Origin of the sequence: Runella salmonicolor, from assembly GCF_024158025.1 — a bacterium.
GTDB classification, from domain to species: domain Bacteria; phylum Bacteroidota; class Bacteroidia; order Cytophagales; family Spirosomataceae; genus Runella; species Runella salmonicolor.
Genome location: NZ_JAMZEL010000010.1, coordinates 20569 through 35664, shown reverse-complemented (window position 1 = coordinate 35664; position 15096 = coordinate 20569). Strand labels below are relative to the sequence as shown.

The window sequence follows — 15096 nt, the reverse complement described above, 5'->3', positions numbered from 1 at the left end:
CACATTTTCGGTTTTATATTTTTCGGTTTAATGTTTATCAGTTCCTCCTATGCCTTTTGTTCAGACCAACGGAATCAATTTTTACTATGAAGAACGCGGCCTAAGTTCGGCCGAGCCGCTGCTGCTCATCATGGGAATCACGGCACCTGGCGGCGTGTGGGAACCTCACGCGTCGTATTGGCAAAATGATTTTCGGTGCATTATTGGCGATAATCGAGGTGTGGGTCAGTCAGATAAACCAGCGGGGCCGTATTCTACGGAGCAGATGGCCGATGATTATGCGGGGCTGTTGGATGCCCTTCAACTGGAAAATGTTCGCGTTGTGGGTTGCTCCATGGGTAGCACCATTGCGCAGCAGTTGGCCATTCGTCACCCTAAAAAAGTACGCTCGTTGGTGTTGATGTGTCCTTGGGCGCGTTGCGACAATGCCGCCAAAGCGATTTTTCAGCACATGATGCACTGTAAAGCACGATTTAGGCCCGAAGAATTCAGCTTATACATCCAACAATTGATTTATTCCAAAGCCTCTTGGGACAATGAACAAACAGCGGCTGAACTGGAAGCAGGCCGCAATCAAGCCGCAATCGACCCGTTTCCTCAGCCCCTTCACGGGTTGGAAGGACAGGCGGCGGCGTGTATCGCGCACAACGCCTTGGCACAACTCCCCAGCCTAACCCAGCCAGCACTCATCATTGGGGGCAAAGAAGATATTTTTACGCCCGTATGGATGGCCAACGAAGTGGCGGGTGCCATTCCGAATTCAGATTTATTTTTGTACGAAAAGGCAGGCCATATTTTCCATTTTGAGCAATTGGAAGACTTCAATCCAAGGGTCAAAAATTGGTTGTTGGCCCACTGATTGGATAAATAAATGCATAATTTTTAAGCAAAAAATACATTAAAAATAGGTTTTAAGGGGCTTTTGCCTTTTTTGACCGACGATGTGACTGACAATTGATTTTTATGGACGGTAAAGAAATAACGACTCAGCCCTGGACGAATAAACTATCGAATGCGGCACAATTGGGAGGGATTGAGACGTCCATCATCGACAATGGTCTGGGTAGAGGAACGCGCATTGCGTGGATAAATACAGGTACGGGACTGCGCTACAAAGTCGTCATTGACCGCGCCATGGACATTGCTGACGCATTCTATAATCAGCATAGTTTGGCGTGGTTGAGTCATGCAGGAGTGATGCCACCGCAGCCGTTTTCGGGCAAGGGGATTGACTGGATTCGGACTTTTGGCGGTGGATTAATAACAACCTGTGGACTGTCGCACGTGGGTGGGCCTGAGTCGGATGAATACGGTGAACGAGGATTACACGGCTTGGTAAGCAACATCCCCGCCGAAATAGAATCCATCATCCAGCCCGACCCTGTTGCTGGCAAAATGGAGATGAGTATTACGGGAATTATCAAGCAAACGCAGGTCTTTGGGCCTATTTTGGAACTACGGAGAACCATTTCGGGAACCCTCGGCGAGGCCAAAATTCGCATCCATGATGAAGTGATTAACCGCGCCAATACCACCACACCGCACATGATGCTGTACCACTGCAATTTGGGCTGGCCGCTGGTAGATGAAGGTGCCGAAATTGTGTGGGAAGGCGCGTGGAAATCGCGTGATGGTGATCCCAACAACCCGATTTTCAGAGAAGGAAATGATTTTAAAACCTGCCCTGCCCCGCTGGAAGCGCACAATGGAGGTGGAGAAGAAGCGGCCTTTATTGATATTGATGCCGATGCTGCGGGTAGGTGCCATTGTGGAATACGCAACGCTTCCCTAGGTATTGAATTAGCGATACGTTTTCAGAAAAACCAACTGCCTTGGATGACCAATTGGCAGCACTGGGGCAAAGGCGAATACGTGACGGGTATCGAGCCGGGCACCAACCCGCCCATCGGACAGGCAACGGCCAGAGCACAGAATACGCTCATTCAGTTGGCTCCCGGCGAACGCCGCACGTATGATTTGGAAATAGAGGTTTTGACATTGTAACCTGTCTCTGCAAATAAAATAATAACGAACAACAATCAACTATTAAATTGTGCACGAGCACTTTATACAGAAAATGGCAAATGTAAGTTTAGCAGCAAAAGCCTTAGAACAAGGAAAAGGGATTTTACGCTTAGCCCCTACATGGGTACCGCGCTCTTTTTGCGTACCCGGACGAAGAATTAAATTACACCCCGACGATTATTACGTGTTGGGTGGCGTGCGCGGCGGTATCGACGAGCGTTGGCTGTCGTCAACCACGCCGGCTAAAAACGGTCCGTTGACGGGCGAGCACGAAGGCTTGAGCAAAGTGGTTTTTCAGGACGGAGATACAACCGAACAACTATTACTAAAAGACGTTATCGACGAGCTGAAAGGCGAAATCATCGGTGACCGTCTGTGGGATGAGTACAAAAGCTGGCCGATGTATTCTAAGTTTTTTGATAACATGGGCCCCCTGCCGCACCACATTCACCATAACGACGAAAAGGCGGCTTTGGTAGGGCAAAATGGAAAACCCGAAGCCTATTATTTCCCTCCCCAACTCAACAACCACGGTGGTGATTTCCCCTATACTTTCTTCGGAATTACTCCGGGTACAACCAAAGAACAAATCAAGCAATGCTTGATGGACTTCAACAAAGGTGACAACAAAATTACCAATTTTTCGTCAGCTTATAAATTAGAGCCAGGCACAGGCTGGGACGTGCCCCCAGGTATTTTGCACGCGCCAGGCAGCTTGTGCACCTACGAGCCACAAAAAGCATCCGATATTTTTGCAATGTATCAAAGCCTTGTCAATGAGGCAATTGTGCCAGAAGAGTTGCTTTGGAATGGCACGCCACAAGACAAGGTAGGTGATTATGACGAGTTGGTTTCGGTGATTGACTGGGAAGCCAATGTTGACCCCAATTTTGCCGCCAACCACTTTATGATGCCTAAGCCCGTACGGCCGTTGGAAGATATGCAAGCCCAAGGATACGTAGAAAACTGGATTTGTTATAAATCCGCTGCATACAGTGCCAAAGAACTCACCGTCATGCCCGGCGCCACCGTGACCATCAAAGACGCGGCAGCGTATGGTATGATTGTGATGCAAGGCCACGGCAAATTTGGCGTGTGGGACATCGAAACTCCCGCGTTGATTCGGTACGGACAATTGACCAACGATGAGTTTTTTGTGAGCGAAGCAGCGGCAAAAGAAGGGGTTGTAATCAGCAATCCGTCGGCTAACGACCCAATCGTGATTCTAAAACACTTTGGTCCCAACAACCCTGATTTGGTACTCTAATACTAACCTCGGCAAGGTTTGCTCCCTAGTTTCAAACTTAACCTCGGCAAGGTTTGGAACCTTGCCGAGGTTGACAGAACAGATACTCAGATAACACTTAACTATTAACCTTTAATACTTTTATCAACATGCCCGAAAATAATTATCCTAAACTCCACAATGCCACTTGGCCGGGTATTGTAGGAAAAGGTCCCGATTCCGAACCGCCGATTTCACTTGATACCATGCTGGAAATGACCGCTGCGGCGGAAGTGGGCGGTGTTAAATTTGACGGAGTTGACCTTGGACTTTTTGATCCTCATTACGACCTTGATATTTCGGACGATGGCATCAAACGGTTGGCCGATAAAGTAGCCGCACACGGCCTCGAAATCGGTAGTTTGGTGGCTCCTATTTGGGGCGGCCCTGCCATGGGTACCAAAGAGCAACGTGCCGAGTTTGTAGAAATGGTGCGTAAAAGCTGTCATATCGGCCAAAAACTACGTGAAATGGGCATTCGTCCCAACGGTATTGTCCGTATTGACTCGGCAAGCAGTCCCCACGACTGGGCCGCTGATCCTGCGGGCAACACCAAACTCATTGCCCAAACATTTCGCGAAGCGGCCGACGTAGCCGCCGACTTTGGCGAGCGTTTGGCCGCCGAAGGTGAAATCTGCTGGGGCGGAATGCACAGCTGGAAATACATGCTCGAAACCCTCGAAGCCGTAGACCGTAAAAATATCGGTTTCCAAGCTGATATGTCGCACACCACGTTATATCTGTTGGGCTACAATGCCCCCGAACACCGCATCCTGCCCGAAGATTTTCAGTGGGGCGACCGCCAAACATTCTTAGACGGGTTGAAGAAATTGACCGCAGCGCTTCGTCCTTGGACGATTGATTTCCACGTGGCTCAAAACGACGGAACCGTACACGGAACAGGCTCACACGATAAAACGGGTCGCCACTGCTTGGCCACTGACCCCAACGGGAAGCTGGACGTAGTGCATGACGCTGGACTTTGGCTCCGCGACGAAAGTGGTGAGCTTACCAAAGCCTTCAAGCACATTTGCTGGGATGGCTGTATGTTTGCCAACGAGGTGATGACCAAGCAACAAACTTGGAATGACATTCTGGCTACGATGATCAACGTGCGTAAGGCACACGGCTGGTACGAAGCATAAGAGATTTATAGACGTGGGAAGTTTCAAAAACTTTCCACGTCTTCTTTCGAAGTGTAGCTTTGTAATTTGTTAACCCTTAACAACTTAAAGAAAAATGGCACAAAAAAAACAAATACGCATTGGATTGGTAGGAACGGGTTTGATGGGCCGTACGCACTCCAATGGATATAACCGAATTGCAAATTTTTTCCCTGAATTAGAATATCATCCCGTATTGAAGGCGGTTTGCTCGCGCAACGCCGAGAAGGTAAAGGCATTTGCCGAACAATGGGGCTTCGAATCTTACGAAACGGATTGGAAAGCACTCGTGGCCCGCGATGATATTGACGCCATCGACATCTGTACGCCCAACGACAGCCACGCCGAAATCGCTTTGGCCGCTGCCGCTGCGGGTAAGATGATTCTGTGCGAAAAACCACTGGCGCGCACCCTGGCCGAAGGTGAAACGATGGTGGAAGCCGCCGAAAAAGCGGGCGTGAAAACCACCGTTTGGTACAACTACCGCCGCATACCCGCCGTGACTTTGGCGAAGCAAATCGTGGATTCGGGCAAGCTGGGCAAGATATTTCACTACCGCGCCAACTTCCTCCAAGACTGGACCATCAACGCCGACCTGCCGCAGGGCGGAACGGGCCTGTGGCGCATGGATGTAGATTCGGCTGGTTCGGGCGTAACGGGCGACTTATTGGCGCACTGTATTGATACCGCCATGTGGCTCAATGGTGCCATTACCGACGTATCGGCCATGACCGAAACCTTCGTGAAAGAGCGTATGCACCAACTGACGGGCAAAGTACAGCCCGTGGGTATCGATGATGCCTGTCTTTTCCATTGCCATTTTGCCAACGGTTCACTGGGTCTTTTTGAGTCTACGCGCTATGCACGTGGCCACAAAGCCCTCTATACCTTTGAAATCAACGGCGAGCACGCGTCTATCCGCTGGGATTTGCACGACCTGAACCGCCTCGAATATTTTGACCACAGCGACGAATCTATCGTGCGCGGCTGGCGCTCCATCCACGTAACCGACGGCGACCAACCGTACATGAACCGTTGGTGGATTCCGGGTTGCGGCATCGGCTACGAGCACAGCTTCATTCACCAAGTGGCCGATTTCCTCAAAAGCCTCGAAACTGGCGAGCCTTGCGGCCCTACGTTCAGAGACGCGCTCCAAACCCAAAAAGTATGCGAAGCCGTCATTGAATCAGCCAATTCACGGAGCTGGAAAGATACTGGCGCAGAAGCGATTGGGTAGCATTTGTAACCTTTCCAAGATTCAAAACCTTGGAAAGGTTTGTTTAAAACAAAATCAGCAGTATGTTTTTTATAGCCTGCGGACTAAGCGACTATATAAATCTCTTAAAGTCAATATGTCTGTAAAAAATGCTGTTTTGGGCTGCGTTGCATTCACTTTTATCGAAAAAACCATTTGCTAAGCCTTCTTTTAGGATTTTTTCTATGGCAATTTTAAGTGGTGGGATATGACGGCTAACAATATCAAATACCATTTCAAAATCAATTCCTGTATAATCGTGAGCTATGCGATTTCTTAAACCACGTACTTGCTTCCACGGAAATATCGGGTAAGCTGTGCGTGTTGATTCAGATATTTTTCCTGCATTTTCACCCACGTTCGAAAGTAACAATAAGGAAGCATTGAACCTTAATTGATCGTCTGCCTAATGGAAATCTTTTGCCGTTTGGAAGCCCTGTGCATACAACAAAATTTTTTCCACAGATTCTAACATGACCAATAAAGGTAACAAATCGCGGCTTTTATTTACGGACATATTTGAGTTCTTTTTGGGCACGGTACAAAATAATGGGGTCGGCATATTTTGAGGGAACAATATCTATCTTTGTTTTTAAGACCCTTGATAGACGAGTTTTGAGGCGTTTGCGGGTATCGTAGTCCAATTCCTCTTCTAATAAAAAATCAATATCCCGATATGCCTCTCCACGTGCAAATGACCCAAACACCCCCAACTGAGTGATACCAAAGGCATCAAAAATCCCATGACGCCGTAAAATATCTTCTAACTCTAAAATAGTCATTTGATGTTTGGTTGTTGCTTTCATATCCTACTATTTGCTATGTTCAAAAACTTTCTAAATCCTTCGATACAGCAAAGCTACACAAAATGGTGTTGCTTCATAAAAGAATAGCGGCAATAATTCGACCTGCACGGGCCGCCCTACGCAGGTCGAACTGTTGTAAAGGCAAACCAGTAGTATCTTGAAAAAGTATGCGAAGCCGTCATTGCATCAGCCAATTCACGGAGCTGGAAAGATACTGCTGCTGAGGCGATTGGGTAATTTCATTCCCTCTTTATACACGAAGCGCGGGGCATTGCCTCGCGCTTTTATTTTAGGTGACTGCTAAATAAAATGAATCAGCAATATTTATTTCCCCCTTGCTTTTCGTAAGGTTAGCCTTAATTGGAATGATAGGATGTTTTGATTTTTTGGGGTGAATAAATTAAAAAGTATATTGCGTCTTGTGGGGAGAAGTGCCTTTTGGACATATTTCTATAATCAACTAGTCAATAATTTACTACCATAATATATTACATGCAGGTTTTTCATGAAAGTTCCTTCCCATTGCAGTTGTTTCTAAAAAAAATAAGTCGGGTCGTGGGTATTCTCTTAAAGGTGAAACACAAGTGACGTTGTTTTTTTAATTTTATCCAGACGTTTCTTTACAGAGAAAGTTTTTCCCCCGCAGTCGCTCGCGTCCCGCGACGGGGCGGCCCGAGCCGTGACGCCTATCACAAGGCTTCCAGCCGTTTTGCCTATATACATTTGCTTCTTTCCCCATGAGCTGCGTCCCACAGTACTTTCATTTTGGAGAAAAAAAATTTAGATACCTACGGCCTGACAAAATGGGTACTTGCAACATGATGCGTGCCGCGAAGTAGCTACTAATCACTGCAAGCTGTGAGCCACGGCTGCGAGGATAGGGTCTTTTCCCAAATAGGTTCCGGCGGTGGCAATGGCACTAAATCGGGCAAACAATTCCTCGCGGTACCAATGCTGCTGCCGCGTTTTTTTGATTACTTCTTTATGAAACCCGCTTTGGTAAGCAAACTTTCGGATGGCTTCTGCATTCTCCCAAATACTTAATGTCGCCTGTTGTATAACCGGAACTTCCCCTACACCCACCGCCATAATGAGCCCTTCCGCTGCCTGCATGGCTCGGTAAGTAGATGGAACATGCCGCCAGAATGAGAGCAGTTGGCTGATGCGTAAGCTGGCCCGCGTCAGTACCACAATCGGGCCCAAAGACGGAGTGGGGGGCGTGGCGGCAAATGGGTTTTGTCCGTCCCAAAGGCCGTGCGATTGAATCGGAGCCAACTGCATGGTATAGGATTCTTTGGCGCGTTCCAAGTACATTTTTGTTTTTTCTGAAGAAAAGAAGTGGTTTGCCTCCTCTTCGGTTTTCCATTGCGCGATAAGCGCATACTGCGAAAAATCGGGCAGCAGACCAAATCCGGCACGTCCGCAGCCCATCATTTTACCGAAAGTAAGTCCATGGGGCAGCGGATTCAGCAGCGATTTTAGCCCCATTTGGGTAAAAGCCCACCATTGTTGAGGCGATGGAAAGCGGAACAGCGAAACCGTGGTAATAGGGCAATGAGCCAACGTTGGCATAAGGGGATGAAACAGCATGGCGTGATGATACGTAAATGAGAAAACCTCATTTATGTACTAAAAAATTGCGCCACGGCCCTTTAAAGAGGAGTTGATGGCCCTAATAGGGGTTTCTGGCCTGAGAAATCTACATTGTTCCTCAGTATGGGGTTTTTAGAAAAACCTACCCATTACAGCCCCCCCCGTTGGTCGAAGTCTTCCGCAGGGTGATTTCGACCTTTCCATAAACAAAGTGTTTGTAACACGGGGAGCGCCGGGAACGCTGTTTTTGTCCAGCAAGTTGAATTGAGTACTCTCTTACTTATTCTTTATCTGCTCTCTGAAAATAGCGATGGCTTCTTCAAAATCGGTGTAATATTCATTGTCATCACGTACTAAAATAGACATATAGGTATCATCCACTTTTAACGTATGGACGGTTATTTGCAGGCCGAACAACGCTTTGGGGTCTTTTTCGCGTAACCATGCGTTGAATAATCTATTTCGTGCTGCTGATTGCCTGTCTCCACCCGATGAGCAGATGTACAACAATGCCATATCCTTATCACCCTGTAATATCTTTCGCAGAATGTCTATGATGGTATCTTTGACTCTTTTGTCAATTCCGGCTCTTGGGGCTGCTGGTAGAGGAGTAGATTGTTCAACCGATGGACCGAATCCAAAGGTGTACGTCTGATTGTCTAAATGAGGGTGTGCAGGAAAATCGCCCTGAGAATGAATGAAATAAACCTGATATTTGATTCCAACGTCAGTAACAAAAGTATAATCTAGGGCATTCGTACCAATTTTCCCTTCGTACTTATAGGGGTTGTACGAACTTAATTCCTCTCGCATACACCTCTTCTAAGGTGATTTCTCCCCGGTAATACTTGTCAATAGCTTCCTTATCCTCCAACTTACGTTTCATTATATCGAAGATAGACGGTGAGGCGTTTTTAGCTATTTTTTTCTTATGTTTTGCGGATACTGCGTTCATGGCGATGCCTCTGTTTTGCATTATTCATACAAATATGTCAATATATGCTGACTTTTGTTCATTGATTAATGAATATTTTAATCCCCCCCCCCCCGCAGTCGCTCGCGTCCCGCGATGGGTAGCCCGAACCGTGACGACTATCACAAGGCCTCCGGCATGACAAATCAGGATTAGGTCTTTGAGCCAATGCAGGTTCTCTTTTCTGCCTTTTTGTGAATGTACTTTAGGGAAATGGTACGCTTTTGGTGAATTTTAGCATTGTTGTTCTTTTGAAATGGGAAAAACAGTAATTTTGGTCTCCTTCATTAAATCAATAGAACCATGAACCATCACCCATTAATTGAACGTAATCCTGCTGTGTTGTTGGGTAAGCCTGTATTGAAAGGAACTCGTATTTCTGTGGAGCTAATCATTAGAAAACTTTCTGGAGGACATACCATAGAACAATTGTTGGAAGATTATCCTCACTTGCGCTATGAGCAAATTTTAGCGGCACTCGCTTACGCAGCTGATGTGATTGCTAACGAAGACTTCATATTGGCCGCATGATTGTATGTGACGAAAATCTTTCGCAACGATGGATTAACTTGCTTAAAGAGAGTGGATACGAGACTTTTTCAGTAAGAGAGCATTTCGCAGGTATTACTGACATAGAGGTCACAAAGATAGCTATTGATAAAAATGCGTTAATTGTAACGGAAGATAAAGATTTTGGCGATATCGTTTTTGCTCAAAATATTAAAAACGTGTCTGTTGCTCTACTTCGTTACGATCAGCCTGACTACGAAACGATTGCTAACTTACTGCTGAGTACATTGCAGCAGCATTTTAAATCTCAGGAGCATTGTTTTTATACTATTACTAAGCAACAGGTAAGAAGAAGAAGGCTATAAAAGTCCTTTTCCCCCCGCAGTCGCTCGCGTCCCGCGAGTGACGACTATTTCTGGGCTTCCAGCCGTTTCTGCCTATCTACAGTTAATTCTTTCCCAATGGGCTATGCCCCACCAATCTCCTTTCATTTTAGAGAAAAGAGGAGTAGATGCCTCCGCGCGGCGGACCGTCGGCATGACAAAGTGAGTGATAAGCCCTCGCAGCCGTTGTCCGATGATTAACCTACAACTGCCTCAAATAGCTGATTTTAGCAATGAGATGGTCTTCTTGACTGCGTGTATCGAGGCGTGTGGTGGATTGGAACTCGCGTTTGTTGAATACAATGTAAATAAACGACAGCGGCTGATACTCCCACGACAAGCGAATGTTGTAGTTGTTGGCTTTGGTGTCGGTGTTGCGTTGGTAAAAACCGATGAGTTGGAGGCGAGGATTGGCCGCAAAACGCCCCTCTATCGACAATAAATCTATATTTTTGGTGGTATTGTTCACGCCCACATTTCTAAAATTATTCCGATTAAACCGCCCCGTGATGGAAATATGTGGAATCGGCGCAACCAATACGCTCAGGTTGGTGGTATTGAGCTTGCCGTCATAATACGTTCCGTATTCGCCATTCCACGTAAAACTCAGCTTTTTAGAGCCATCGCTTCCCCAATACACCGCATGGCGTGTGTAATTGTAGGCCCCCGCCGCAATTTTTACCCCCAGCGGACTGAAAGGTTCGGTGAGGTACTGGTAGGTGGGCGTCATGACATGCCCCATAAACCCACCCGACTGAAGCATGATCCAGAAAGGACTCAGGCCGTATGAGCGCTCAATGAGCCGGCCCGTACTGGCTTGATTGTAAAACTCGACCAACAAACTCGGCTCAAACGAACGAATGATTTTTTTGAAGGGCAGGTGTTTGCCCCGATAAAACCAAAAAATCCCCGGCGTAGTGCCGATGACGTCGGTACGGGAAATAAAACCTACGGCAGGATTGAACGATTTTGAAATCAACGACTGGGTCCACCAAATCTTCCATTGGTTGGTGGCGTAGTAGTACTGCGCCGCTCCCGCCACGCCCGTTACGTTGCCTTTGGAATCGTGGCTGAGGTTAAACATCCAGTTGAGCGAATGGGCTTCGTTAAACCGCACAAAACCGTCCAAATTGCCTACAATATTGGTATTTCCAGTGTCACTTTTGACGGTGACCAAGGCCCCCAAACGGCTTTGCTTCCCAAAGTTTTCGGAATAGCGACCAACAAAATAGTTCGTCAACGGCGAAGAGTTGGTGCCGCGTTGGCGAATATACATGGCACCGTAATTGGTCTTGGCCGAACGGCTCACAAAACGGGCTCCAGCGTCAATCGGAATGGGGTTTCCGCCTCCGTCCAAGCCAATCTGTCGGCTAAAAAAGGGCTGAATACGCATCGAACCGCCCGACATATCGGCCGCTGGGCCAACGCCAATCCCGAATAGTGAGGCATTTTCCAGAAAAAACTGCCGACGCTCGGGAAAAAGTACCGAAAAGCGCGTTACGTTGTTGACCTGTCGGTCGGCGTCGGCTTGTGCAAAGTCGGTATTAAAGGTCAAATCCAACACGGCTCGAGAGTTGATTGCCCATTTCACTTCACCCCCCAATTTCACGGCGGCATCTTCGGGTTTGCGCCCGTCCATGTTGCGGTAGCGGTCGTACGAAGTCAAAAAGAACGGTTGTATGCGTACGTTGGCCGTCGGCGGGGGCGGTTGCAGTCCTTTAATAATGCCCGCGTAGTCCATGCGTAACACATTGAATGAACGTGGAAACGGCGAAAACGCATAATTTTCGTTGGTCATGCGTCGGCTGCGGTTGAGGTTAAAACCCCAACTTTGAAAAGCCGAGTCCGACTTGGCATAGCGGAGAGTTTTCCAAGGAATGGCAAACTCTGCCACCCAACCCGAATCTGAGCGGGCGGTACGTACGCGCCAGAGGCCGTCCCAATCCAAATCAATGTAGTTGGCATCAAAGGCCAAAAAGTCGCGCTGAACGCCGTGCGGATTGGTCGTAAATACCATGGCATTGCGGCGGTCGTTGAAACCGTCGATGGTCATACCCACAAAATCAGAAGTGCGGGTGTTGAAGTCTCGCTTAAAATCAATGACGCGGATGGATTTTTTGCCCAGCGTATCGTAATTAAACACGCCGATGTACAAATAGTGTTGGTTGTACAGCGCCCGCATTTCGGTACGGTGGCGCGGAATTTTTCCCTGATGGGGGTCTATTTCGATAAAATCACTTTTGGGTTTGGCCAGCTGCCATTCTTTGTCGTTGAGCAATCCGTCTATTTTTAGGTTGTTGGAAACCTTGACGGCCTCAAATTCTTTACGGACGGAATCGGGTTTAAACAGAAGTACATCTTGCGAAAAACAGAGAAACGGTAACAAGCAAAAGGCCAGCGCAAACTTATAGTTCATACGGGGAGTGGAATGTGATATAAATAGGGCCGCAAGTTAGTATTCCTTTCTTAAATCACTCTCCCCCAAAAGATGGGAAAACGTAATCTCAGGGTATTTTTTTGTGGACTATTGCGGCGTTTTTGGCCCCGTGGACTTTGTGATACGGCACTTTCGGTTAATCAAACGAGTAAAAAAGTGCTTTTAATTGATTTTGTCATTGTTTCCGAATAATGCTACCCCACACGCCCCGTCACGATTCATATTCCTCAATAAGTCAGCTCAATGAAAAGTAAGAATTTGGTATTTTTTTTGGTAAGCCTTACGGCTTTGATTTATGCCTGTAAAGTGCAGATGACAACCACCTCTTCGTCTGCTCCGTCGGCCGCGCCGGTGGTCATTACGCAGGCTGAGGAACAGGCCAGTCTGAACTTGCCCGTGGAAACGGTTCCTGCCATGGTGCCGCTGAGTCCGGCGCAAAGTCAGCAGGCATTTCGGGTGCCCAAAGGCTACCACATGGAACTCGTGGCCAGCGAACCCATGATTACGGAGCCTGTGGCGCTTGCGTGGGACGGCAACGCCAAAATGTACGTGGCGCAGATGGAAACCTATACCCAAGACGCCGACGGCACAGGCACCAAAGAGAAAATCAGTCGAGTGATGCTGTTGGAAGATACTGATAATGACGGAAAAATGGACAAGAGCTCCGTTTTTATCAAAGACCTGATGCTACCCCGGATGCTGCTTTGCGTCAACCACGAGTTGTTGGTCAATGAAACGGATACCTACGATATATACAGCTACAAAGACACCAACGGCGACGGTGTGGCGGACGTAAAAAAGCCCGTTTATATCGTGGGAAAAGTAGCGCCTGGCAACTTAGAGCATCAGCGTAGTGGATTGGTATGGAACCTCGACAATTATATTTATCAGACCGTAGACCCCGTCCGTTTTCGGTATACCAACGGCGTCTTGAAGGCCGATTCCCTGCCTAGCGGCTCCAACGGCCAATGGGGATTGACGCACGATAACTACGGACGTTTGTTTTTCAGTAGAGGTGGGGGCGAAAATGCGGGTTCGGGCTTCCAAATCAATCCCAAATACGGCGCGTTGGAATTTCCTGATGCATACAGCGAAGAAACCTTCAGCCCAGTGTGGTCGAGCATTTCCAACCCCGACGTGCAGGGCGGGCCCAAGCGGCTGCGTTCCGACAGTACCCTGAACCACTTTACATCGGCCAATGGTCAATCCATTTTTCGGGGCGACCGTCTCCCCGCCGATTTGGTGGGGGATTACTTGATTACCGAGCCAGTTGCCCGCATTATTAGACGCGCCAACGTCGTGAATCGGGAAGGAAAAACCTATCTCGAAAATGTGTACCAAAACAAAGAGTTTATTTCCAGTACGGATTTCTTTTTCCGACCCGTCAATACTTACACTGGCCCCGATGGTTGTGTGTACATCATCGACATGAACCGGGGAATCATTCAGGAATCTAACTGGACGCCCAAAGGGAGCTTTTTGCGCGACCAAATTGAGCGCTATAAGTTGGATAAAGTCAACCAACGGGGCCGCATCTGGCGACTGGTCCATGACGGATATACCCGAGGCCCCCAACCCAAAATGTTGGATGTGCCTGCGAGCAATCTGATTCCGTATTTGGACCATCCCAATGGCTGGTGGCGGGATAATGCCCAGAAACAGATTGTTATTTTGGGCGATAAATCGGTCATTCCTGTACTGAAACAAATGGCCAAAGGGCAGCAGGGTGCGTTGCCAAAGCGCCCTTCGGCGTTGGGCCAGCTTCATGCTTTGTGGACCTTAGAGGGCCTAAACGCCATTGACAAAGAAGTGATTTACACTGCCATGAAAGACCCTGACCCACAAATCAGACGGGCGGCTATCTGGATTGGCGAAATGTATCAAAAACAAAACGACGAGGAGTATATCGCAAAACTAAGCGAGCTTGCTTCCGACGCCGATTATGATGTCAAAACGCAGTTGATTCTGTCGCTGGGTGCGAGCAAAAATGAAAGTGCCAAGCGCATTGTAAAAGGTATTTTGGAACAACATGCCGACAAACAAATGTTGGTCAGTGCCAAAGCGAGCATTGATAAAAACGAAGACATTAAAACCTACGGTAGCCGATTGGGGCGGCTGTCGGCGGGCGACCGGAAATTAGTGATGGAAGGGTCCCAAATCTACAAGGCTATGTGCGCGGTATGCCACGGAAATGACGGAAAAGGTTTGTCTTCCAATATCGCCCCACCGCTGTTGGGGGCCAAGCACCTGATTGCTGATAAAGAAACCTCCATCCGAATTCTGCTCCACGGCCTGAAAGGTCCGATTGAGGGGAAAGCGTACCCAACCGAAATGCCCGCAATGAAAGATAACACCGATGAGTGGATTGCGGCGGTACTGAGTTATGCCCGGCATGAGTTTGGGGCCAATCGCCCAAGAGAGTATCGAGGCTTTCCCTACCCGGCGGTCTATCCAGCCGATGTTAAGAAAATGCGAGAGCAACATGCCGTACTCAATGAGGCGTGGACGATTGAAGGTTTGGAAAAACTTGCTCCTCCGCTGCCCGTCAACCGGTAGACGTGTATTGCGTGACGGTGGCCTTGGCGGTGCGCACACCGCCAAGCTCCTTTGCTTCAATTTATGCCTTTGAGTGAGTATTTTAAACGTTTTTTATGCTTAGTAGAATA

12 protein-coding genes and 1 pseudogene are annotated in these 15096 nt (G+C 48.0%); 8 read left to right on the top strand and 5 right to left on the bottom strand.

Features of this window, described 5'->3' with window-relative positions; genetic code table 11:
* Nucleotides 1–49 precede the first annotated feature (49 nt).
* The 5 genes from NCI00_RS20845 (at nt 50) to NCI00_RS20825 (ending at nt 5710) form a co-directional block, all read left to right on the top strand.
* Complete coding sequence (locus NCI00_RS20845; RefSeq protein WP_253530846.1) at nt 50–859, top strand: alpha/beta fold hydrolase; 810 nt, start codon at nt 50–52, stop codon at nt 857–859.
* Nucleotides 860–963: 104 nt separating this feature from the next.
* A complete protein-coding gene (locus NCI00_RS20840) occupies nt 964–2004 on the top strand; it encodes an aldose 1-epimerase family protein (protein ID WP_253530843.1) in 1041 nt (346 codons plus the stop codon).
* A 73-nt stretch (nt 2005–2077) separates the two neighbouring features.
* Nucleotides 2078–3292: a cupin domain-containing protein gene (locus NCI00_RS20835; protein ID WP_166560201.1), complete on the top strand. Its 1215-nt coding sequence runs from the start codon at nt 2078–2080 to the stop codon at nt 3290–3292.
* A 128-nt stretch (nt 3293–3420) separates the two neighbouring features.
* The gene (locus NCI00_RS20830) at nt 3421–4455 is read left to right on the top strand and encodes a sugar phosphate isomerase/epimerase family protein (protein ID WP_253530839.1); all 1035 of its coding nucleotides are present in this window, start codon (nt 3421–3423) and stop codon (nt 4453–4455) included.
* 94 nt (nt 4456–4549) lie between these two features.
* The gene (locus NCI00_RS20825) at nt 4550–5710 is read left to right on the top strand and encodes a Gfo/Idh/MocA family protein (protein ID WP_114069044.1); all 1161 of its coding nucleotides are present in this window, start codon (nt 4550–4552) and stop codon (nt 5708–5710) included.
* A 91-nt stretch (nt 5711–5801) separates the two neighbouring features.
* On the opposite strand, the pseudogene NCI00_RS20820 reads toward NCI00_RS20825, so the two are convergent.
* From NCI00_RS20820 to NCI00_RS20805, 4 genes and pseudogenes are all read right to left on the bottom strand, one after another.
* Nucleotides 5802–6116 (bottom strand): annotated as a pseudogene (locus tag NCI00_RS20820) (HepT-like ribonuclease domain-containing protein); the annotation flags it as partial.
* Nucleotides 6117–6231: 115 nt separating this feature from the next.
* The gene (locus tag NCI00_RS20815) at nt 6232–6510 is read right to left on the bottom strand and encodes a nucleotidyltransferase family protein (RefSeq protein WP_253530835.1); all 279 of its coding nucleotides are present in this window, start codon (nt 6508–6510) and stop codon (nt 6232–6234) included.
* 870 nt (nt 6511–7380) lie between these two features.
* Nucleotides 7381–8124, bottom strand: a complete 744-nt coding sequence (locus NCI00_RS20810; RefSeq protein ID WP_253530833.1) for a spheroidene monooxygenase — start codon at nt 8122–8124, stop codon at nt 7381–7383.
* Nucleotides 8125–8403: 279 nt separating this feature from the next.
* The gene (locus NCI00_RS20805; RefSeq protein ID WP_253530831.1) at nt 8404–8940 is read right to left on the bottom strand and encodes a DUF6169 family protein; all 537 of its coding nucleotides are present in this window, start codon (nt 8938–8940) and stop codon (nt 8404–8406) included.
* A 463-nt stretch (nt 8941–9403) separates the two neighbouring features.
* Between NCI00_RS20805 and NCI00_RS20800 the strand changes: the two genes are divergently transcribed.
* Nucleotides 9404–9631: a DUF433 domain-containing protein gene (locus tag NCI00_RS20800; RefSeq protein WP_166560194.1), complete on the top strand. Its 228-nt coding sequence runs from the start codon at nt 9404–9406 to the stop codon at nt 9629–9631.
* Nucleotides 9628–9975: a DUF5615 family PIN-like protein gene (locus NCI00_RS20795; RefSeq protein ID WP_253530829.1), complete on the top strand. Its 348-nt coding sequence runs from the start codon at nt 9628–9630 to the stop codon at nt 9973–9975. The genes NCI00_RS20800 and NCI00_RS20795 overlap by 4 nt, the downstream gene beginning before the upstream one ends.
* 220 nt (nt 9976–10195) lie before the next feature.
* Here NCI00_RS20795 and NCI00_RS20790 read toward each other — a convergent pair whose 3' ends face one another.
* Entirely contained in the window at nt 10196–12409 is a 2214-nt protein-coding gene (locus tag NCI00_RS20790) for a carbohydrate binding family 9 domain-containing protein (RefSeq protein WP_253530827.1), read from the bottom strand.
* 264 nt (nt 12410–12673) lie between these two features.
* Between NCI00_RS20790 and NCI00_RS20785 the strand changes: the two genes are divergently transcribed.
* On the top strand, nt 12674–14986 hold the full coding sequence (locus NCI00_RS20785) for a DUF7133 domain-containing protein (RefSeq protein ID WP_253530825.1): 2313 nt from the start codon (nt 12674–12676) through the stop codon (nt 14984–14986).
* Nucleotides 14987–15096 lie beyond the last annotated feature (110 nt).